The following is a 21,114-nucleotide window of genomic DNA, read 5'->3' on the forward strand; positions in this document are numbered from 1 at the left end:
AAGATGGACGATTCAATTTTTCCTGATTTGCAGTACCGGGTCGATAACTGTGAAAAGTGATAGTGGACATATGTCTGTTACTTGATTAGAGGTTGTCGTCTGAATCATCGGGCTGTGGACGTTTAATGATTATTATGGAGCAGAGAAATGGGTTTGGGCGGAATCAGTATCTGGCAGCTGGTTATTATTCTTCTGATCAGCGTCATGCTGTTTGGAACCGGTAAGCTGAAAACACTGGGTAGTGATCTGGGGGGAGCGATCAAGGGTTTCAAAAACGCTTTGAGTGACGATGAGCGTGAACCAGAAGCCCTTGATAAAAAAGCCAGAGGTTAAGCTGTATGTTTGATATGGGTTTTGCCGAAATGATCACCATCGGCCTGCTGGCGCTGGTGGTCATGGGACCCGAACGGCTGCCGCAGGCTATACGTTCGATTCTGAAGTGGATTCACTATCTGAGACAGACCGCCAGCACATTGAAAGATACGGTTGAGCAGGAGCTGAAGATTGATGAGATAAAGAAAGACCTGCAAACTGAAGAAATCGAACGTCAGGTTGAGTCATTCAGGCAACAGGCTGCGAAAACGTCAGCAGACTTCAAAAAAGTCAGCCTGAAAAATAAAGAGGAAATTTCTCGCCTGATGGATGAAGATAAAACACCAGAATTGAAAACGGCTCCCGGGAAAGAACAGGCAGCTTAAAGCTTCTTTTTTCAGCCATTAAAAAAAGCGGCACCTTCATTCAAAGGTGCCGCTTTGGTTTCATCAGGAAGCCGTTTCAGATAAACAGTTTATTGCCTGCCATATCCTGTACTTCTCCGAGCTTCAGGTCGATAAAAAAGTGGTCAGCAGGCTGGGCATGCCTGAATTGATAGTACAGGCGGGCAAGGGCGGCAAAGCGTGACTTGATAGTATTCAGGTCACAGTCTTCCATTTTGACCTCACCCCCGTTTTTCGGATTACCACCTACGTAGTCATGCTCCCAGTCGATGGTATCCAGATCACCATCAGAATCGTGTCTGGCAAACAGGTCGGTCGCAACATTTACCGGAATCAGTAATTTGTAGCTCAGGTCTTCCAAAGCCAGCTCGTCACCATTTCGCTGATACAGCGTCGCCAGACAGATTTCATTAAAGGCAGCAGTCATCATTTGCTGGCGGTTCAGACCGTATTCAGCGATGTGTGCGTAGACGGCATTGATCGCCTGAATCATATCGGCTCCGATATTAAGGCTGTCAGCCCGACTGATAACATCGTCATCAGAGGCTGTGTCGTTCATCACATTGAGCAGACTGAGAATCTGGCTGCTGTTGATATTGGTCTCCAGCTCAGACAGTGCCATCAGCCAGAACAGCGGTGTGCGGGCTTCAAACAGCGTCTTCATATCTTCACCCCAGCGGTTTTTAAGGCTGATTTCGATCAGGACTTCCAGGTGCCTGAACATCAGGTCACGGTAGTCTTTTGCCTCCAGCATGATTTTCCATGGAACATCAGCTCCCGCCCACTCACGCCAGTCCATCTCTCGACGGTAGTAAGGGAAAAGCGCATCATAATCCCTGACGTGCTTTAGAGTATGGGTTTCAATTTCAAACAGGTCAGGGCTATGAGGTTTGACCAGCTTGTAAGAGGGGGTGTAGGCCGCCAGGGACGGGCTTTGAATATTAACCAGTGAACCCTGCTCGTTGCGATGAACAGCCGTGTCGTTTACATGGATATGACCACCAAACTGCACTTTAATCCCGGCTGCAATGGCCTGGTCAGCAGTATCCGGCGTTGGTACGCGCGTGTTGTTGTACGAGGCATCGTTAAAGACGTAATAAAAGTCGTTCGCGCTTTTGTTCAGATATTCGGTTATAGGGTAATGGCTGAATATAATCAGAGCCTTGCCCTGTTCTTCTGCACGACGGGTTACATCTTTCAACCATTCAAACACTTCTTTTTTGTGCGTCTTGCCTTCTTCCCAGCCAATGGCTCTCAGGTCCCAGTCGCCATTTTCCCTGGGTGTGTAGATGTTCATATCCACTGAACAGATCCACAAGCCGTTTTCTGGTTCAGCCAGATACGTGGCGTCCGGACACCAGGCTGTAGTCCCATCATTACCTGTGATATTCAAACCACGGTCTTCAAACTGTTCGGAGCCCCACGGGGTTTCATAGTGGAGGTAAGAAGGTTTGTTCCTGAAGCCGTAGTCTGCCAGCACGTCAAACATATGTTCATAACCAGCCCCAAACATACGCTCAGTTTTGTGCTGTTCCTGCACAATGCTGCCGGGGGTAAAACCTCTGTTGAAATCACTGGTGACCTGAACAGAGGCTCCGTCATGTCGTAAAAAGTTTTTGGTCTGGTCCCTGCCAAACGGGCGAACCGGGTCGTGGTTACCGTTAGCAATAAAGAATTCAAAACCGTATTTTTCAATGTATGGCTTAACCACACGATTGAAACCAGCCAGTGTGTCTATCTGGCCATCGTCAGTGAAGTCACCGAGCAGGCAGATGTATTTAATGCCCTGTTCGCCCAGCTCTTCCAGTGCGCTGATAAAGGCAAAATAGTTTTCATTAAACATGCGTGTTGAACCAACGGAGTCCTGCATGCTGCGGATGGTGACTTCACTGTTGTAGTCGCTGAACTCGTAATCTCCAAACACGTCATGGAAGTGAACGTCTGCGAGCATGGCCACTTTCATATTGGCAAAGTCAGGGGCGCCCGGATCCTGTGGACGGTCCTTGCTGTCATCAGTACAGGCGGTTAGTAGCGGAGCTGCGGCTGCAACGGTACCGGCTTTGGCGCTTCCTGCCAGAAAGGAGCGGCGGGATAACAGTTTTGTGATTTCCATCTTGATTACTGCTTTGAGGGAACGTTGGAGCAGGAAGGTTAAATGAGCTTTATGACAATAATGATACGATCAAATGACAGAAATATTTCAACGGTATGAATCTGTCACCGGCATTTTGCGCGTTTCGTTTTCTCTGTATTCCTTTTCAGATAAGGCTTGGGCAAAATTACCGGTTTGCCGGTTAATTGAGTCGTGAGCGATGCCTGATACCCTGTTATTTACAGCTGGAGTAACTCTGCCTGTTTGTATAATGCTGCTGGCGGGTATTCTGTTAAAAAAGACAGGGTATATTGATGATCATTTTATCAGTGTTTCATCCCGGCTGGTGTTTAACTTTGGGTTACCCGCTGTCCTGTTTTTTAGCTTGTCATCGTTAGACCACAGTCAACCATTTGATACCGACCTTTTGTTGTTTACCTGCATCGCAACAGTGACCGGTTTTTTCCTTGCCTGGCTTTTGTCTTTAAAAGTCGTGCCAGTATGGCAGGACCGGGGCGTATTTATTCAGGGCGCGGCACGTGGCAACCTGGCCGTGGTTGGTCTTGCCCTGGCTGGTAATATGTATGGTGAAGAAGGCATTGCACTGTTGTCGCTGCTGATGGTTGTTACCATACCTGTTTATAACATCCTTTCTATTGTACTCCTGGCGTATTATGGGCAGGATCGTTCACAGCAAGTCAGCCCGCTGAAACTTTTTCAGGATATTGTTTCTAATCCACTGATTATTGCTGTACTGGCAGGAGTGCTGTTCAGTACAACCGGGCTGGAGATTCCAGCAGTGATTGATAAAGTGGGTCACTATTTCGCCCGGATCACCCTGCCTCTCGCTTTGCTGGGTGTCGGTGGTACGCTCAGCCTGAAAGCCCTTGGTAAAACCAGTCACGTGTCGTTTTGGGCCAGCCTGGCCAAAGTCGCTTTGTTGCCACTTATTGTTGTACCTGTAGCTATGCTTCTTGGGTATGAAGCAATGGAGCTGGGTGTTTTATTCCTGATGATGTCCTGTCCAACGGCAGCTGCCAGCTTCATTATGGCAAAAGCATCCGGAGGAAACGGAGAGCTGGCCGCTAATATTATTGTTTTGACTACTCTGGCGTCGTTGCCTGCTGTCAGCCTTGGTCTGTTTGTCATGAAGACATGGGGAGTTATCTGAGATGTTACTGTCCAGCTGGCGCGTGCCTAAAACCGGTCTGCTACTGATGGCAGTGATCGTTCTGCTGACAAGCGTCGGCTGTACCAATCTGCCGAAAAATGTTCAGCGCACCGAATCCCATGCTTTTACCACAACAGAAACAACGGTGATTGGTACGCATATCAGGGAAGCCCTGAAATCACACCCGAAGACTGAGACGGGGTTTTACCCCCTTAGTAATGGCCTGGATGCCATGGCGACCAGATTGGCATTGATTGATGCTGCGCAGAAGAGCGTTGACGTACAGTATTATCTCTATCACAACGATCTGGTTGGGCAACTCTTTACTAAACGATTGCTCTATGCGGCGGACCGTGGCGTCAGGGTCAGGATGTTGCTGGATGATCTGGGTGCCTCAGATAAAGACCGTATGCTGTCCGTGTTGAATCAGCACCCTAATATCGAAGTCAGGTTGTTTAATCCAATTACAACCCGTGGACTGTTGCGGAACCTGAATCTGGTGACAGACTTCAGCCGGATTAATCGCCGTATGCACAACAAGTCGTTTATTGTCGATAATCAGATTGCCATTATTGGCGGACGCAATATCGGTGATGAATACTTTGATGCCAGTGTCGTCGAGTTTGCCGATCTTGATATGGTTCAGATTGGTGCAGCTGTGCCGGATATTTCTGTCGATTTTGATGAATACTGGAACAGTAACCACAGTTTTCCGGCTGAAACGATCATCAAGAACCATAACGTCTCTGATAAAAAGCGCGCCAGGCTAATGCAGAAGCTGGAAAAAGCCATGCAGACGTCTGAGGGACAGCAGTACTTTGAACGTTTGCACAATGCACCGATCATCCAGAGCCTGGCTGAGAACGATTTGCAGTGGTTCTGGGGGCAGGCCAATGTTTATGCAGATGCACCCGATAAAATAGAACTGGTTGATATTGATAACAATATTCATCTGACGCCCAGGCTGGAGCCGTATTTCCAGAAAGCGCAAAAAGAAGTGATTATGGTGTCGGCTTATTTTGTACCCGGTGAGGAAGGTATGGCCTTTATTCGCTCAATGGTCGAGCGCGGGGTTCGGGTAACTATTGTCACCAATAGCCTGGCCTCAACCGATGTCGGCATTGTTCATGCGGGTTATCGTCAGTATCGCCCGGAACTGCTGGATCTTGGGGTGCAACTGATTGAGATGAAACCCAGAACGAATGAAAAGAAGCACCTGATCAAGGGTTCCAGCAGTCGTGCAAGTCTGCACGCAAAGACCTATATCATTGATGGCGATATCATGTTTGTCGGATCGCTGAACCTTGACCCACGTTCCATCAGGCTGAATACCGAAAACGGTGTGATCTACCATTCACCCGAGCTGGTCACACATACATAAAGGAAGAAATGCTGGGAGCGGATCGTAAGCTCTATTGGGTGCTGAGAAAAAACGGCAATACGATTGAGTGGGTGAATGGTCAGGGAGAGGTCGATGCCACAACTGACCCGGAAACGTCCTGGCTACTGCGGACCGGTATACGGCTGTTGTCTATTTTCCCCATCGAAAGCCAGTTGTAGTCTATGCTGACTCCTGAAACGAAGCCTGTTTCAGGAGTTGTTCATGTCCAGCCGCACACACCCTTATCCCCGCAGTTTCAGCCATATTGGCCTGTCAGTACCGGATCTTGAAAAAGCCGTTGAATTCTATACTGAGGTGCTGGGCTGGTATCTGATTATGCCTCCCACCGACATCACGGAAGACAACAGTGCTATTGGTGTCATGTGTACCGATGTATTTGGCAGTGGCTGGGGTTCTTTTCGGATTGCCCACCTGTCAACGGGTGACCGGATAGGTGTCGAGATCTTTCAGTTTCCCAACCATGAAATACCTGACGATAATTTTGAGTACTGGAAAACCGGCATCTTTCATTTCTGTGTTCAGGACCCGGATGTAGAAGGGCTGGCAGACCGCATTGTCCGTCATGGAGGCAAGCAGAGGATGCCTGTCAGGTACTATTTTCCCAATGAGAAACCTTATCGGATGGTTTATATGGAAGATCCCTTTGGCAATATTCTTGAAATTTACTCGCACAGTTATGAACTGACGTATTCTGCTGGCGCTTACGGTAGATGAAGCCCTCCTCGAGAAGGGCTTCAGCTCGTCAGTTCTTTTTCATTCGTCCATGACTGTTTATGCTGTCTGCAATGCAGCTTCGCACTGTGCTTTCTTTAGCTTTGGCAGCTCTCTGGCAAAAACAGCCAGTGTCAGAATACAGGCCAGGGCATCGGATACCGGGAAGGCCAGCCAGACGCCTTTCAGCTCAAACACCTGTGGCAACAGGTAAAGCATAGGAATCAAAATTAACACCTGTCGGCTTATCGTCAGGATAAATGCAGCAACAGGTTTGCCCATCGCCTGAAAATAGCCAGCTGCAATGCTCTGGGCTGCCGCCAGTGGCATCAGGACGGTGATCGTTTTCAGCCCCTGAACACCCAGCTCCACAACGGTTTCATCACTGGTAAACAGCTGAATCAGTGCTTCCGGAAAACTCCATGCCAGAAGTGCCAGCGCCCCGGAGACAATGGTTCCGAACAGAATGGATTTATAGACGACTTCGAGAACCCGGTCGTACTGTTTGGCACCATAGTTGTAACCTGCGATAGGCAGAAAGCCCTGTGTCATACCAATAATCGGAACAAACAGCAGGGAGGTGATTCTGTGCAGTATGCCATAAACCGCAACCGCTATAGGCCCTCCGTATAAATACAGGCTCTGGTTGAGCAGTATGACCATGGCACTGCCTGAACCCTGTCGTCCAACAGTGGATGCCCCAAGAGACAGGATTTCACGAATAATGGCTTTGTTCCATCGAAAATACTGTCGTTTGAATTTAAGGTGGCTGCGCCCTCGCAGATAAAACGACAACAGATAAACCAGTCCGGCGATCTGGGACAGGACGGTAGCGATAGCCGCTCCCTTCAGCCCCATATCCATGAAGATAACAAAGACGATATCCAGTATCAGGTTAATAGCCGACGACAGGCACATACCAATGACGGAATATTTGGTCAGACCTTCAGCGCGCAGTGTATTGTTCATACACATCCAGCTGCCCAGGATGGGAATCCCCATAAGAATGATGGTGTAGTATTCCATGGCATAGGGAAGGATCTCCCCGCGTCCGCCAAACACCGAGAGAATTTCGGTGGCATAGATACCGCTAAGCACAGAAACCGTCGTACAGATCAGTATTGCCAGTGAGAGCGCATTACCAAAAGCCAGTCGTGCGGTTTCAAAATCCTTTGCCCCAAGGCTGCGTGAGATAATGGATGCACTACCGACGCCGATGCCCATGCCAAGCGTCGGAATCAGCATGCTGACAGGCAGAACGACTGACATTCCTGCAATAGCCATGGCTCCGGCATACTGGCCGACGATAATAGTATCGATGATGTTATACATCATCAGAACCAGAATGCCTGAGCATGCTGGCAGTGTCATATTGATGAGTAATTTGCCAATGGGGGCATTACCCAGCCGATTCAGTTGGCTCATAAAGATAGGCTAAGGTCGGCAGGATTCTGTCAGGCACTTCAGTGTGACATTTTCCTGAACCTTTCTTGTTTAATTAATTAGTACAGAAGTACATATCATAAAGAGAAATCGCGATGTATTGAGCTATGACGGGGTAGGGGGAAATGCGTAGTTACTTAATAGTTATTTAATAGTTATCTAATAACTGGATGGTCAGCTTTTTATGCGAAACTGGACTTAATCAGACTTGCGTATTGATGAATCGTCAACAAAACTAAGTCCGTATAACTACTTATGGCACCGAGATGGCAAGACCACAGCAGTATGACCGGAACATTGTAACTGATCGTGCTATGCATCTTTTCTGGCATAAAGGTTACTATACGACACCGGTCAGTGAAATCATTAAAACCACAGGACTTCAGGCCGGTAGCCTGTATTCAGCGTTTGGCAGCAAAGAGGGTTTACTTCTGGCGACGCTGAAGCACTATACCGACCAGATGGAACAAATGTTTACCCATTTGTTGAACGAACGGGAATCCGCACGAGATGGCTTTGAAAGGCTGTTTGACGAATTAATTCACCTGGTGACTGACGAGAGTCAGAACGACGGTTGTCTTTTGTTTAATACACTCATCGAAGTCGCAGGACACCAGCCGCATTTGTGTGTGCAGGTAACAGAACAGCTTAAACGACTTGAAAGTTGTTTTCGGCATGGTCTCGAAAGGGCAAGGGCTGAAGGCGACCTGAATAGCTCAATGGATATCAATGGGCTGGTTATTTTTGTGATGGGCGTTACTTGTTCAGTTTCGATTATGGGGCGGCTGGCACCCGATAAAGAGCACATGCAATCGCTGGTAAAACCGGCGTTACAGGCGCTCTTTACGCCCTGAGGCGTTCAGGATATCAGGCTGTCTTCGACTGGTGGTTCAGACGATACTGAACCAGGTCTTCTATAGTCAGGACGGGCATGTGGTGTTGCCTGGCAAACTCTGTCAGTGCTGGCAGGCGCATCATTGTACCGTCCTCATGGGTTAATTCGCACAGTACGCCTGCTGGTTTTAATCCCGCCATTGCCGCGAGGTCTACCGTTCCTTCTGTGTGTCCACGTCGGGTTAATACACCACCCGGTTGAGCGCGAAGTGGAAAAACATGACCAGGGCGAGCCAGGTCTTCCGGACGACAGCCATCGGCTGTGGCCGTTTTAATGGTGGTGACCCGGTCAGCAGCGGAAACACCGGTTGTTACTCCGACCCTTGCTTCAATAGTGACGGTAAAGGCCGTTCCGTTTTTACTGGTGTTATCTGAGACCATAGGAGGCAGGTCAAGCTGGTTAAGCTTTTCATCGGGCAGGCACAGGCAGACTATGCCGCTGCATTCCCTGATCAACAGAGCCATCTGCGGTGGTGTAATGGTTTCAGCTGCAAAGATCAGGTCGCCTTCGTTTTCACGGTCTTCATCGTCGACCAGAACGACGCCCCGCCCCTCTTTAATCGCGTTCAGTGCATTGATAACGCGGTCTTCAGAGGTTCCGAAAGGTGTGAGTAGTGACTGATTCATGGTAGTGGTCCAACCTGGATTGAAAAAGAATTACCAGAATCAGGGCAAAGGAATGAACAGGCACTCATGCGCAATAAGTCGTCATGTGTAATGAGCAATGCAGCATGCCTGAATGAACGAACTCAGGCTTCAGTCAGTGCTGAAACCCTGGTTTATTCTCTTCCATCCGGACTGTAACCGTCGGCTCTGGTTTCTCACCAGATCTGCTGACCCTGTTACCGAAAGTACTTAACAGCAACAGGCGCTCGCGGGCTCTCTTTATTCGACAACTTACTGAATAAAGAATACCGCCGGTGGGGAATTTCACCCCGCCCTGAGAATAGTTTTACCAGACGCGTGCATCTGGTTCGCACATCCTAATAAAACCTGCTCTCAGGCTCAATAGTATGAATAACGGATGAGGTAAGTGCCTGGCCAGAAAATACGGTTTTGTATGGTTGGATACTTATTTACAGGAAAGTGATGAACGCCCAGTAAAACAGCAATCCGGCTATCACAGTAACCATCAGGCTTTTGCTGATGCGAGCGACGATAAAGGCGACAATGGCAGAACAAAGGAAAGCTTTGTTAATACCCAGAGAACCATCCGGAGCCTGAACCATAATGGTTTGAATAATAATGGCACTTAGTACAGCGATGGGGACGTATTTCAGAGATCGTTCTACGTTCGGAGGACGTGTCCAGCTGAACCCGTGTAATACCAGTACAGCCCTTTGCCTTCTTTGTTGTTGCGAAGCCATCCTGAGACCACGGCAAAGGTTTCATCAGTCAGCCAGAATGCCAGTTTGGCTCGTATGGAACTACGCATGTGGCGAGTATGGGGAACCAGGGTAGCGGCATAGAGCATGTGGCGCAGGTTAAGAAAAAAAGGTGGCCAGTAAAATGGCGGGCCAGGCTGCGGCAGCTCCCAGCATGGACACGGCAATAAACTGTGCCGAACCGGCAAAGACCAGGGCTGACATTCCCATTATCGCCAAGTCGGACATTCCGGCTGCTTTCGCCAGAACACCATAGAGAATGCCGAAAGGGACAGCCGCCAGAATCAGTGGCAGTGAGTGTTGGGTACCCTGAAGCAGTAAACGGGCTGGAGACAGTGCTTGATCAGGCATTGTTGTGTTGTTGTTTGCAGTTTTGAGTGGTCAGACTTTAGTTTTTTTGCTGGAAAAATGCCAACCTCCTGTTCCAGAATTCTCTGAGAAGCTACGTAATCCCCCTCCATACTTTTTACTGTTTTTTCATCAATTAATACTCTGCTGAAAAAATTAATGCAAAGACGCTCTGGGCTAACGGTGTTGTTATACACCAGAGCGTTCAGGTTGCTATTATTTAATGAAGTAACCTACGGCTTTCCATTCGTCGCCCACTTGTATGAACGTGACGGTTTCAATGGCACTGTCTTTGTTTGTGAATTTTGTTTTGTAGATCATAACCTGATAATGCCTGGCAGGAGCATTGGGCAAACTTGCAGAATAGCTTGACTGATAAAGCTCTCTGGAAATGACTTCCCCCAAGGGCCTGCGGACAGATTTCAGGGCTTATACCCAATTTCTTTCTGATACATGAGATTGAAAAAAGGGTGCAGCATTTTGCCAGCTTTGTTGATATGAACCGTTGTCAATTGAGTTTAACCAATCTGACACGGCATTCAGGTTAATCTCTGGTTTACTATGGTTGGCATTAATGCCCTGCTGATCTTTTCCACTGTGTGCCTGTAGCTGATGTTGTGATGATCCTTCTACGGCATCAGTTCCATTTTGATCATGATTAGCACAGCCTGATAATGATAACACCGATGCAGCGATGCATATTTTCAGTGCGATTTTTGATTTGATCATTAACTACTCCTTCAAAAAAGTTAATATGTTTGTTAGTTTTTCGTATTCGCGTATTAAAAGCAGGCTGTTGGGTACTCATGTTCAGAGATCAATATGTCAGGCTCCCCAATCGGACAGATCATTGAATAGAATAAACAACATTAATCGTGTACTTCCGTTGTTCCCAGTCGGCAGAAGGCGGTGCTTTTGGATACGGTGCTGCCTGCCTCACCAGACTGATAGCTGCCCTGTTGAACTCCCTGACCCTTGAGCTTCTGGCAATACCTTGCTCAAGCAGCTTGCCTTCGCGGTCAATAGTGAATTCAACGGTTACTGTACCGGACTGCTGTCTGCGCCTGAGTACATTGGGCGTCACCTTGTTAGCCAGCAGATGTTGGCGAACATGGGCGTCAAAGACTTCCTGTTCAGAACCACCTGCCTCCTGACCCAGTCCGCTATCCTGTTCATCCGGATCTTTGTTGCGAGAACCGTCAACGCCCTCATGGCCACTGTAGTTTTCCATTGACGCTATCTGCTGCTCCAGAGGTTCTGTTTCCATTTCCTGAACTTCTACAATTTCCTCTGGCTCAGCCTGCTCTTCTTCGGGTTCAGGGTCTTCTTCGGGAAGATTTTCAGGCTCCTGTTCTTTTTGCTCAATGGGTTCTTGCTCTACTTCCTGAATATCTTCCTCAACTGTTTCAAGAGGAGGTTCTTCGATGCTTTCTTCTTCCTGAAGCGGCTCTTCTTCAGGCAGTTCTGTGTCGTCTTCCTCGGATACATCTTCGATCTGCTCAGTAGGCGGCAGAAACTCTGTAACCTCCTGAGCAGCCGTCGCTCCGGCTATTGCTGCCTGCATACCCGATGACACCACCAGACTGTCTGAAAGTCTGGCCAGCACAGGTGGCGGTGCCGTTACTTTCCACAGTCCAATCCCCAGAAGCAGGTGTAGTGACAGAGAAATAATGACATTTCTGGAAAATGCATCAGAAGACAGTGGATTCATTAAGAAGGTTTCCCCCCGGACTGCAATGCCAGGTGAGCGACTTCCAGTTTTAACGACTGCAAAATGGCAAACAGGTTAACCATGGCCTGAACAGATGCATCTTTATCACTGCTGACAACAATGCTGAACGATTCATCGTATTCTGTTGTCAGCCTCACAAGCTCGGTTTTTAATTGCTCGTCGCTGTCAATCTTTTGCTCATTCAAAAACCATCCCTCAACCTCAGGGTTAATGGTGATGGTGATAACCTCTTTTTCCAAAGGGGTAGTAGAAGCAACAGCCGATTCGGTTTCAGGCAGCTCTACTTGCATATTCAGCATCGGAGCGTTAATCATGAGCATCATAAAAGCAATCAACGAGAAAATGACGTCAATCATCGGCGTCATGGCATCCTGAACGGATACGTTTTTTTCCGGCTCTGGAATATCGATCATTAATTTATCCTGCTGACGCTGCACTGCCAGAAGCGTTTTGCAATTCCAGACTGTGAGAGAACAGATTCAGCAAATCCTTCGCATCGGCTAAGTGATGGCGAATGCGAGAGTTAATCAGCGCATGCAGAAAGACACAAAACACAGCAATCAGCATACCGGCTGCAGTGGTGGTCAGAGCTTGCCAGAGTCCATCAGCCACCACTGATGGCTCGACAGGCCCCTGGGAAATCCCGATATCCCTGAACGAGCGCATCAGACCAATAATGGTACCCAGCAAACCCAGCATAGGGGCCAGCGAGGCAATGGTGATCAGACCTGACATTCGCCGCTGCAACTGGTTGGCATAGCGTACCAGCATGATCTGAATCGCTTCATCGCGAACGGCTTTGCTGTTGTCGCGGTGGCTCATCATCTCTTCAATAACCGGCTGATAACTGGTGGGTGAATCATCCAGTACCGCAAGGGCATCGTTGGTCTGGTGCTGTTTTAATGCTGAGAGCACGACCTGTTTCTGCTGCTTGCTCAACCCTTTGCGGGTCAGAATAAAACAAATGCGCTCAATTGCTATCGCAAGGGCAAAAACTGAGCAAAGCAGCAGCGGAATGCCTGTTGCGATGGATAAACTGTTAGCAGGCATACTGTTCTGCCTCTGAAGAAAGTGTGTTGGAACGCTTGATTTCCTTTTCAAAACCATTCAGTCGTTTAAAGACCGACATCAGCTCGACAATGGTTGACCAGCTTCTGATCAGGTAATGCAGAGACCCTTCCACACGTTTGAAAGCACGCAAAACCTGCTGCATGATGCCCAGAGTGATGGCACCGGACACCAGTGTCGGAGCCAGAACAACGTAAGGAACAATGGAAGACAGTTGCAGATAAGACCATTTGGTGGTATCGAAGTACAGGTAGTGCCTGTACATTGCCACATAGTTTTCCCGGACATGGCGGAACAGCTCTTTCATGGTTTTTGGATCAGCACGACTGTTGTCGTCTTCACCCAGAACCAGCTCTTTGCGCAGAGCCGCCTCGGCCTTCTGGTTATTGAATTCCAGACCCGGCAGTTTCACTCCTACCAGTGCCAGCAGAACGGTACCAATGACCGATGTTAAAATAGCGGTGTAAATCAGCACATGATCAACGTGTCCGATGAATGGCACCTGATTAATCTTTTTACTGAGTTCCCACAACAGAGGCTGAAACATCAGAAAGGTCATGACGGAGCGCAAGAGCGATACGCCCAGTCGTTCAATAATCTGGGCAAAGCGCATGGTGTCTTCCTGAATACGCTGGGATGCTCCTTCAATATGCCTCACCTTGCTCCAGTGCTTTGTGTAATATTCATGCATGGCCGTACGCCAGCGAAACACGTAATGGCGCAGTAAAAACTCCAGAGATGCCATCACGGCAATATAGACGGCAGATATTCTGGCAAAGGTCAGCAGGTGCATCAGCAATTCCCTTTCGGTCACAGAGCCGGGGTCTGCCAGGGCATCCTGAATAGCGTTGTAAAACTGACCAAACCACTCATTGACCTCAAGGTCTATCTGAACCTGATACCAGGTGGCCAGAATGATAATAACAGTGCCTGCCCAAGACCAGAGTCGCCACCGGGCATCAAGGAAAAAACTTCTAAACATGATTCAGTCTATTACTTCTTGTTAACGGGTAAGCCAATAAAAATACGTTGGCTTTTCAGGGGGAAAATCTGCTCAGCCATTGATGTAAGCTGTTCAGCATCAATGGACTGGCTAAGCTGCTGCATAGTGTGCAGATACTGCGGTGACTGGTAGCGTTTAAAGCTTAAGATCAGTCTCCTCAGCCAGGTGTTTGCGTCAGCCATTCGCAGGCTTTCAGCAAAATCAATGTCGTCACGAACCCGGTCAAGATTTTCTGATGCGATGACATTCTCCAGATTATTGAGAACGCCCTCTGAAGCAGCGATTAATTCATCAACCCGTCCGGGGTTCGTGGTAAATTCCAGCCGGGTGGTTAACTGGTCGTTTTGATTCAGCTGCATCTCGAACTGTACGCGGTATACGCCACCGAGCCTGTGTCGCAATTCATTGCGCAATGCTCTCTGGATAATCGGGTTCAGGGCAGAGATATAGAAACTGGTTTCAGGCTTCCATGACAGAGTGCTGTGTCCATTGATGGTGACGGTCGCTTTTCCCTGCGGATGAATATAATCGACCCGACGTTCAGACCCCTCAGGTGCTGGAGTTGCTGCTGCCATTGTGAAAGGTTTGCTGGTTGTCAGTGTGGCGAGATAGGGCAGAACCTGCCCGGCGATTTGTGCTTTGGTTGCCTCCCCAACGATATAAAGCGTTGCCGGTTGTTGGGCAAAAGTGCGCATTATGTCTTTGAATGCAGAATGATCGAGAGTCTCTAATGTGTTGAGTGCTTCCTGTGGTTCGGACATCGCCTGTATGCTCGTTGACAGGGTATCCATCAGCTGCTCAAAATCAGATTCACTGAACTGCCACAGAGACTGCCGGGCAGTGTAAAGGCGAATCAGTTTATCCAGCTTATCAGCCTCAATGACAGCTCCCCGATCCAGTTGATGTTCTCTGTGCGTCCATGACCATTCAATACCATTCTGTCCTTGCCATCCCTGTAAATGTTCAGCAGACACAGGGGACAGGTCGGTCTGTTGCCATACCTGAACCGCCGCTTTGTTCATCCACTCAGGGTTCTGGCTATTCAGGTAACCACCGTTGTCTATTGTCCGGATATAGAGTTTGTTATCGCGGGTAGGCTGTTTCAGCCAGACCACTGAATAGCCATTGTCTAATGTCCACTGTTGGACACCTGTTTCTGGCCAGGATTTTTTAGTAAAAGGCGGCGGTTCTGAAGCAGCTGGCAGTGAAGACCAGTCAATGCGAACCGGCTCCTGTTCCTTTTCAGTCAGAGCATTGTCTGCTTCCTGAGAAGGTTCCGGTGCCTGTGCCAGTGGTAGCTTTTTAGCGGGCAGACGAGCTTTGAAGGCTTTGACCTGCTGTTGCGACGGTAAGTCTCTCTCTATGCCTCCGGGAACCTGATAGTAAATAAACTGATCATCTGCTGATAACAGCTCGTTCAGCCGTTCGTTCAGCTCGCTCAGGGTCAGGTCATCAATCCATTGCAGCGTGCGGCTGGCACGGACTTCGTAATCCTCAAGAATGCCCTGTTGCATAACAGCAGTGGTGATTTTATCTTCCCACTGCTGAAAGTTTCTTTGAGTCACCAGTGTTCGATTGCGTTCAACCGATTGTCTGGCATCAGCTTTTAACTGCTCAAAAGCTTCCCGGTTGAGTCCGTTCTGTTTCAGTCGTTCAATTTCTGTCAGTACGGCTTTAAGGCCGAGATCGTGGTCTGGTGTCCGCGCAGCCAGTGCCAATACCTGACGCTGGGCTGTTGATTCTTCAAAGACCAGTGAGAGGGAGTTGATGTCAACGTTTTCATAAAAGGACATTTGCTGTCGGACCTGCCGGGAGGCCAGTCTGCGCAGGAAATAGATCTGAAAACGCTGATACAGTCCTTCCATTGTCGTGTAGGGCTCAAGAGGGCTGCGAAAACCGGTTGACACAATAGACGACACACCCTGTGGGTCCTGAACCTTGCCAATATACAACTGTTCTTTTAGCGGCAGTTCCACATAGTCACGCACCGGTGCCGGAGAAAAAGGTTGCTTGCCAAAGGTTTCATTAACAGCACTGTCCAATACCTTCAGGTCAATATTACCTGTCACAATCAATGTCATATTGGCAGGCACGTAAAAGGTTTCATAGAACGCCCTGATATCCTCAATGGTGGTGTTCTGGACATCTTCTTTCAGGCCAATGGTCGGGCGGTCAGCATAGCGGGAGTTGTTACGTACCACTTTCTTTTTCAGCTCATTGACCCGGCCTGCCAGACTGTCTCCCAGACGCATTTCTTCCAGAATAACGTTACGTTCAACCTGCCAGTCTTCGTCCAGCAGGCTGGCGTTAAAGGCAATGTTGGCAAGAAGATCAATGGACTGCTCCAGGTTCAGGGCATCATCGGGTCTGGTGCGAACCATGAACTGGGTTTCACTCTGGCGGGTCAGGGCATTGACCTGTAGTCCGGTTCGCCAGCCCAGCAGGTCAAGATAATTGTAAATAGTGTTACCGGCATAAGCTTTATTTGCCCGGAACACCATGTGTTCGATGTTGTGCGCCATGCCACGCAGTTCGTCATCGACTGAACCGACATGAACAATCAGCCTCAGGTTAAAGGGATCACTGTCTGTTTCGCTGTTGTAAGCAATGTAGCGGAAGCCGTTGTCCAGAGTTCTGACGGTTAACTGGCTATCCCATGCGACATCGGCAGGCGTTTCAGCTTTGAGAGTAACAGGAATTAATAAAATCAGTATATGAAACAGAAGCTTATACGACACCTCTGACCAATATCGGAATGTAAGCATTTGGACAGCAAAAACCAAACTAAATGTAATAAAATTGTTGCCAATAATAATCATTATCAATAAGATTCGCAATTATTGTTCAGTAGTACTTCCGCTTAGAACCCTCTTTTTCATGAATAAAAAATCTCTGTACACCGCCATACTGATCGGTGCGTCTAATGCAGCTTTCAATGTTGCTATGGCTCAGACTGAAGCCATTGAGCTGGGCGAACTTGATATTGCCGATACCGCTGCAACTGCTCAAACATCCACAGCCGTCGAAGCATCCTACGAAAGTTATGACCCTGTTGATAGCGGTGTTTCTGTCATCAATGAGCAGTCTGTACAGAACAGCAGAGGGGGGGGGATTGATACCACGGAACTGCTGGAGCAACTGCCGTTTGTGCAGATGGACGTTGAACGTGAACGGGTGACACAGGAAAACATCCAGTCCATCCGCCCATCCGACTTTTCTATTTCCGGTGGTAACTACTACGACAACAACATCATGATTAATGGTGTGTCGGCTAACTCGGTGCACGACGCCACGCCACAGAGCGATAACTCGATTGAGGATGTGTACGGTCAGACGTCTCAGACGTTTTATGTAGACCCGTCGTTGATCGGCAGTGTAGAAGTCTTTGACTCCAACGTATCGGCTAAATACGGTGACTTCATGGGGGGTGTGGTCAACTACAATGTGCGCGACCCCAAAAAAGAATTTGGCATGAATCTGAGTGTGGGTTACCAGTCGGATAGCATGGTCAAATACAATGTTGACCGTAAGACTCTGGATGAAGGTGAAGTACTGGACCCAAAACCGGAATTCAGCAAATACACGACATCCATCTCTTTTGATTTACCGGTTAATGAACAGCTCTCGTTGTTAACGGCCTATACACGCGCAGAATCCAGTGTTAACTATAGACGCGATGACAGTTTCGGCGGGGGCAAATTCTCCAGTGGTGATACCTCAGAAAACTTCCTGCTCAAGGCGGTGTACGAACACAGTGAGAATCTCACCTTTGATGGTCAGATCATGTACAGCCCTTACGATAGTGAGCGTGAGCAGCCGAACCGCTTCAACAGCTATACCACGTCTGAATCCAGTGGTTTACAGGGTTATCTGGGGGCCAGCGGTGTTGCTGGCAACACCGACTGGAACACCAAACTGTCTTTTATGCATAACGATTCCAGCCGTGAGTCGGCTAATGAGCTGATTCGCTGGACTGGTTCAACCGTAGACTGGTGTGACGCAACGAACTGTTTTGATGGTGGCATTGGTGATCTTGAGCAAACCCAGACCGATTACACCTGGAATTTCGATGCCTCGACTCCTCTTTTTGCTGGCCTGTTGAACTATGGAGCGGAGTGGCGTCATACAGTAGCCGAGAAAAACCGAACCAGTGAGTACAATTCATATACGTCTGCCAAAACACCTGACGAAGGAATTAGCTGGGACTGTCGGCCTGGTGACCCTGCCTGTAAAGGCGACAATGTTGCAACACAGTACACTAATTACGGTAAAAACGACGCAAGGGTGACTGTCAACTCCCGGACGCTATGGTCTGAATACATTCAGGATATTGGTTCGGTCAGCATTCGTGCCGGGGCACGGCTGACTCATGATGATTTCCTGAAAAATGCTAACTTTGCCCCCCGCTTGACTACCTCCTGGGAGTTTATGGACGACACATTCCTGACTCTTGGTGCGAACCGCTATTACTCCAGTAGTATGGTGGGCTATGCCATTCGGTCAAAAGAATCCGATCGTTTAATTTACAGACGTGAAGTGGATGAAGAAACCGGTGAAATTGGAGACTGGGAACTGAGCAGTAGCTTTTCACCAACGCAGTATGGCGAATCTGATCTGGATACTCCCTACAGTGATGAGCTGACTGCTGCCTTAACTATTCCGACGGCTCTGGATGGCACACTTCGTCTAAAAAGCGTAATGCGCAAGTATAGAAAGCAGTTCTCCAGCAGTGACCGAATTTATGGTGAAGATGGAAAAAGCTACCATTTTGAGATGGCTAACGATGGAGCAACAGACTACATAGGTCACTCCATTGAATGGTCCGGCAGTTATGACAATCATTTCTTTAATGCCAACGTCACCTGGTCTGAAACGAAAAACAAGGGTCAGTCTGATTACTTTGATTTCGTCGATCCAGAGGATGATAACAATTATGTCTATTACCGCGGTGAAATAATTTCCTTGTCGGAACTGCATGACATAGAAGGTCGTCAAAACTTTGCGGCTCCGTTCAGAGCCCGTGTTTCTTGGAGTACCAACTGGTTTGATGAAAGCCTGATGACTCATGTTAGCGCAACCCACCGAGGTGCTTACACGCACATTAATAAGACCAGAGATACCATTGAAATTGATGATACTGAATACGATATGTATGAAAAAACAAAGAAAAAGGCATTCACAACCGTAGACCTCAATAGCCGCTATCGCCTTATCAAAACGGCTGACTATGAAGCAAGTGTTGAAGTTAAAATCAGAAATCTGTTCAATAACCTGCCGCACACCACGACCACATCCGGCAAGCGTTACCAGATGGGTCGTGCTTACTGGGTTGGGCTGAACTTCAGTATCTGATGACAGGCTTTTGAAGCCACGGTACAGGGTTGTACGCTAACGGCAAAAGAGTTCCTCTTGTTGTGAACAGGCCTCAGCGTGCAACCCTCTCCTACAACGGCTAAAAGAACATGGGTGCGGTTCCTTCGTCTCACAAAGTTTTTTCAGAAGCTCACGGAATGAACAACAACGTCATGTTTCAAATGCCTCTGGGGGTAAGGGATAGCAGAGTTTTCTGTGCCAGTTTCAGTTCTTCGTTCCAGAACTCTTTTTTATGCAGCTGGTCTATTTTGTGGAACAGAGCTTCTGTCAGCTGTTCGGTCATCTGTGTTTGAAACCGGGGGTGATGTATCACCTGCGAAATGCAGTTGCTGTAAAGGGTATAGGTATCTTCGGGATTGTCTTCGGGCAGGTTTATAGCTTTTTCCAGAGATTTGAATGCATCAGAATACTGCCCCTGCTTCATGGCCTCTGATGCCTGTTCCCTGAACCAGGCCGCTCCAACCGGTACACCAAACTGGGCAAGATCCCTTGACCAGATGCCTTGGTCACAGAGTTGCTCTAACTGATTCAGGATGACTTTGGGGGAAGTACCCTGCTTTCGCTCGTCTTCCATAAAGCCCAGCCATGCCTCAATTTCCAGATCGCCCATAGCTTCAGTAAAGTCATGGGGAACCCCTTTACGGTGTTTTTTAGACAGTTCAAGGGTATCAATAGCCGCTTTGTAGTGCTCATTCCGCGCCTGGATGAAGATGGCAACAAACAGCGCCTTGCCTTTAATACCTTTGATTTTGGCGTCTTGATGGGAGAGGCTCCATTCCAACAGCCCCGGTTCCATATCCGGTCCCCCTTTGTGGATATGACCTAGCGCCCGGATAATCTGTTCGGGAGTGTATTCATGCTCAAGCATAAAGCTGAAAACAGAGTACAGCTGCTTTGGATGATTATTTTCAATAGCCTGCTTCAGAAAACCGTCCACCTGATTTTTGGTCGCTTTCTCGGCAATAGCGGGAAAGTCGTCATGGCAGGCAGGCTTTCTTTCCATCACAGGCTTGTCGATGATCGAAACCGGCTCAATGGGCAGTCCTGTTTCAAGATCGTGTCCCAGGGCGTTGGCTGCTTCTTCCAGCTTCATTGCATGCAGATTACTGGCCGTGGGCTTCATAGAGTTCTTCCTGTGCAGTTAAGGGATCAAATTGGCCTATTTCTTGTATTTCGGACTTTACGGCTATTGATTAAGGCGATTGCTGGCTTTTTTATCGGCAGATGATGGTTTCCCCGGGTTATTGAGAAAGAGTCGGTTTTTTGTCATGAGACAAAAGTCGCAGTCATTTGGCGATAAGTTTTTTCTTCCGCCAACCGATGATTTATTAACTTGTAGCAAATGAGCAGGGTGAATGCCGTGGAAGACTATCAGTCGATTCTGACCGGTAAACAGATTCTGGTGGCAGAAGATAACTCTGCAAACCAGATGGTGATGAAAAAGCTGTTAAAGAAAGTCGGTATTGAGGCGGAGTTTGCTAACAACGGGCAAATTGCCCTGGAAAACTACCAGCAAAACCATGAACGCTGGCAACTGGTGTTGATGGACTGTGAAATGCCGGTGCTGGACGGTTACGATGCGACCGCTGCCATCAGGCAGTTCGAAGAAGAAGCGGGTTTAGACAGGAAGCTGATAATAGGGCTAAGCGCCCATGCCATTAATGAGTTAAAAAAGAAAGCCCTGGAACGGGGAATGGACGACTACCTGACCAAGCCGATTGACCGGGACTTGCTTTACAAGACGCTGGTTGACTACCTCTCCTGAAAAAGCGGAAG

21 protein-coding genes, 1 pseudogene and 1 riboswitch are annotated in these 21,114 nt (G+C 48.3%); of the genes and pseudogenes, 9 read left to right on the forward strand and 13 right to left on the reverse strand.

What is annotated here, in order from left to right; all coding sequences use genetic code 11:
- The first annotated feature begins 147 nt into the window (after nucleotides 1-147).
- Both tatA and tatB read left to right on the forward strand, forming a co-directional pair.
- Nucleotides 148-333 carry a twin-arginine translocase TatA/TatE family subunit gene (tatA, locus tag V5J35_RS16125; RefSeq protein ID WP_354008125.1) on the forward strand — a complete coding sequence of 62 codons (186 nt, stop codon included), beginning with the start codon at nucleotides 148-150 and terminating at the stop codon, nucleotides 331-333.
- 5 nt (nucleotides 334-338) lie between these two features.
- Nucleotides 339-698: a Sec-independent protein translocase protein TatB gene (tatB, locus tag V5J35_RS16130; protein WP_354008126.1), complete on the forward strand. Its 360-nt coding sequence runs from the start codon at nucleotides 339-341 to the stop codon at nucleotides 696-698.
- Between the two features lie 76 nt (nucleotides 699-774).
- Here the strand turns inward: tatB and V5J35_RS16135 are convergent, their stop codons facing one another.
- Nucleotides 775-2,829, reverse strand: coding sequence for a metallophosphoesterase (locus V5J35_RS16135; RefSeq protein WP_354008127.1), 2,055 nt, complete (start codon nucleotides 2,827-2,829; stop codon nucleotides 775-777).
- A 199-nt stretch (nucleotides 2,830-3,028) separates the two neighbouring features.
- Between V5J35_RS16135 and V5J35_RS16140 the strand changes: the two genes are divergently transcribed.
- From V5J35_RS16140 to V5J35_RS16155, 4 genes are read left to right on the forward strand one after another with little or no spacing between them, the layout of a single operon-like run.
- Nucleotides 3,029-3,979 (forward strand): AEC family transporter, encoded by a 951-nt coding sequence (locus V5J35_RS16140; protein WP_354008128.1) that lies wholly within the window; start codon nucleotides 3,029-3,031, stop codon nucleotides 3,977-3,979.
- A 1-nt stretch (nucleotide 3,980) separates the two neighbouring features.
- Complete coding sequence (locus V5J35_RS16145) at nucleotides 3,981-5,360, forward strand: phospholipase D family protein (protein WP_354016442.1); 1,380 nt, start codon at nucleotides 3,981-3,983, stop codon at nucleotides 5,358-5,360.
- A gap of 8 nt (nucleotides 5,361-5,368) precedes the next feature.
- Entirely contained in the window at nucleotides 5,369-5,539 is a 171-nt protein-coding gene (locus V5J35_RS16150; RefSeq protein ID WP_354016443.1) for a phospholipase D-like domain-containing protein, read from the forward strand.
- Between the two features lie 43 nt (nucleotides 5,540-5,582).
- Nucleotides 5,583-6,095, forward strand: a complete 513-nt coding sequence (locus V5J35_RS16155) for a lactoylglutathione lyase family protein (protein WP_354008130.1) — start codon at nucleotides 5,583-5,585, stop codon at nucleotides 6,093-6,095.
- 57 nt (nucleotides 6,096-6,152) lie between these two features.
- Here the strand turns inward: V5J35_RS16155 and V5J35_RS16160 are convergent, their stop codons facing one another.
- Nucleotides 6,153-7,517, reverse strand: a complete 1,365-nt coding sequence (locus V5J35_RS16160; protein ID WP_354008131.1) for an MATE family efflux transporter — start codon at nucleotides 7,515-7,517, stop codon at nucleotides 6,153-6,155.
- A 284-nt stretch (nucleotides 7,518-7,801) separates the two neighbouring features.
- Here V5J35_RS16160 and V5J35_RS16165 point away from each other — a divergent pair, with 284 nt between their 5' ends.
- Nucleotides 7,802-8,389, forward strand: coding sequence for a TetR/AcrR family transcriptional regulator (locus V5J35_RS16165; RefSeq protein WP_354008132.1), 588 nt, complete (start codon nucleotides 7,802-7,804; stop codon nucleotides 8,387-8,389).
- 13 nt (nucleotides 8,390-8,402) lie between these two features.
- Here V5J35_RS16165 and ribB read toward each other — a convergent pair whose 3' ends face one another.
- The 10 genes and pseudogenes from ribB to V5J35_RS16215 all read right to left on the reverse strand — a co-directional run bounded on the left by ribB (nucleotide 8,403) and on the right by V5J35_RS16215 (nucleotide 16,703).
- The gene (gene ribB, locus V5J35_RS16170; RefSeq protein WP_354008133.1) at nucleotides 8,403-9,056 is read right to left on the reverse strand and encodes a 3,4-dihydroxy-2-butanone-4-phosphate synthase; all 654 of its coding nucleotides are present in this window, start codon (nucleotides 9,054-9,056) and stop codon (nucleotides 8,403-8,405) included.
- 150 nt (nucleotides 9,057-9,206) lie between these two features.
- A riboswitch (FMN riboswitch) is annotated at nucleotides 9,207-9,381 on the reverse strand.
- A 124-nt stretch (nucleotides 9,382-9,505) separates the two neighbouring features.
- Nucleotides 9,506-9,796: an AzlD domain-containing protein gene (locus V5J35_RS16175; RefSeq protein ID WP_354008134.1), complete on the reverse strand. Its 291-nt coding sequence runs from the start codon at nucleotides 9,794-9,796 to the stop codon at nucleotides 9,506-9,508.
- A complete protein-coding gene (locus tag V5J35_RS16180; RefSeq protein ID WP_354008135.1) occupies nucleotides 9,718-9,903 on the reverse strand; it encodes a hypothetical protein in 186 nt (61 codons plus the stop codon). Before V5J35_RS16180 ends, V5J35_RS16175 begins: the two co-directional genes overlap by 79 nt.
- 10 nt (nucleotides 9,904-9,913) lie before the next feature.
- Nucleotides 9,914-10,165, reverse strand: coding sequence for an AzlC family ABC transporter permease (locus V5J35_RS16185; RefSeq protein WP_354008136.1), 252 nt, complete (start codon nucleotides 10,163-10,165; stop codon nucleotides 9,914-9,916).
- Nucleotides 10,166-10,378: 213 nt separating this feature from the next.
- Nucleotides 10,379-10,891: pseudogene (locus tag V5J35_RS16190) on the reverse strand (DUF4019 domain-containing protein).
- A 118-nt stretch (nucleotides 10,892-11,009) separates the two neighbouring features.
- Nucleotides 11,010-11,873, reverse strand: coding sequence for an energy transducer TonB family protein (locus V5J35_RS16195; RefSeq protein ID WP_354008137.1), 864 nt, complete (start codon nucleotides 11,871-11,873; stop codon nucleotides 11,010-11,012).
- The gene (locus V5J35_RS16200) at nucleotides 11,873-12,307 is read right to left on the reverse strand and encodes an ExbD/TolR family protein (RefSeq protein WP_354008138.1); all 435 of its coding nucleotides are present in this window, start codon (nucleotides 12,305-12,307) and stop codon (nucleotides 11,873-11,875) included. The genes V5J35_RS16195 and V5J35_RS16200 overlap by 1 nt, the downstream gene beginning before the upstream one ends.
- A 4-nt stretch (nucleotides 12,308-12,311) precedes the next feature.
- Nucleotides 12,312-12,944, reverse strand: coding sequence for a MotA/TolQ/ExbB proton channel family protein (locus V5J35_RS16205; RefSeq protein ID WP_354008139.1), 633 nt, complete (start codon nucleotides 12,942-12,944; stop codon nucleotides 12,312-12,314).
- The gene (locus V5J35_RS16210; RefSeq protein WP_354008140.1) at nucleotides 12,934-13,944 is read right to left on the reverse strand and encodes a putative transporter; all 1,011 of its coding nucleotides are present in this window, start codon (nucleotides 13,942-13,944) and stop codon (nucleotides 12,934-12,936) included. The genes V5J35_RS16205 and V5J35_RS16210 overlap by 11 nt, the downstream gene beginning before the upstream one ends.
- Before the next feature lie 11 nt (nucleotides 13,945-13,955).
- The gene (locus tag V5J35_RS16215; protein WP_354008141.1) at nucleotides 13,956-16,703 is read right to left on the reverse strand and encodes a M16 family metallopeptidase; all 2,748 of its coding nucleotides are present in this window, start codon (nucleotides 16,701-16,703) and stop codon (nucleotides 13,956-13,958) included.
- A gap of 139 nt (nucleotides 16,704-16,842) precedes the next feature.
- Here V5J35_RS16215 and V5J35_RS16220 point away from each other — a divergent pair, with 139 nt between their 5' ends.
- On the forward strand, nucleotides 16,843-19,317 hold the full coding sequence (locus tag V5J35_RS16220) for a TonB-dependent receptor plug domain-containing protein (protein ID WP_354008142.1): 2,475 nt from the start codon (nucleotides 16,843-16,845) through the stop codon (nucleotides 19,315-19,317).
- 178 nt (nucleotides 19,318-19,495) lie between these two features.
- Here the strand turns inward: V5J35_RS16220 and V5J35_RS16225 are convergent, their stop codons facing one another.
- Nucleotides 19,496-20,461, reverse strand: a complete 966-nt coding sequence (locus tag V5J35_RS16225) for a hypothetical protein (RefSeq protein ID WP_354008143.1) — start codon at nucleotides 20,459-20,461, stop codon at nucleotides 19,496-19,498.
- Between the two features lie 237 nt (nucleotides 20,462-20,698).
- On the opposite strand from V5J35_RS16225, the gene V5J35_RS16230 reads away from it, so the two are divergent.
- Nucleotides 20,699-21,103 (forward strand): response regulator, encoded by a 405-nt coding sequence (locus V5J35_RS16230; RefSeq protein ID WP_354016444.1) that lies wholly within the window; start codon nucleotides 20,699-20,701, stop codon nucleotides 21,101-21,103.
- Nucleotides 21,104-21,114 lie beyond the last annotated feature (11 nt).

This window comes from Endozoicomonas sp. NE40 (genome assembly GCF_040549045.1).
Classification (GTDB): Bacteria; Pseudomonadota; Gammaproteobacteria; order Pseudomonadales; family Endozoicomonadaceae; genus Endozoicomonas_A; species Endozoicomonas_A lisbonensis.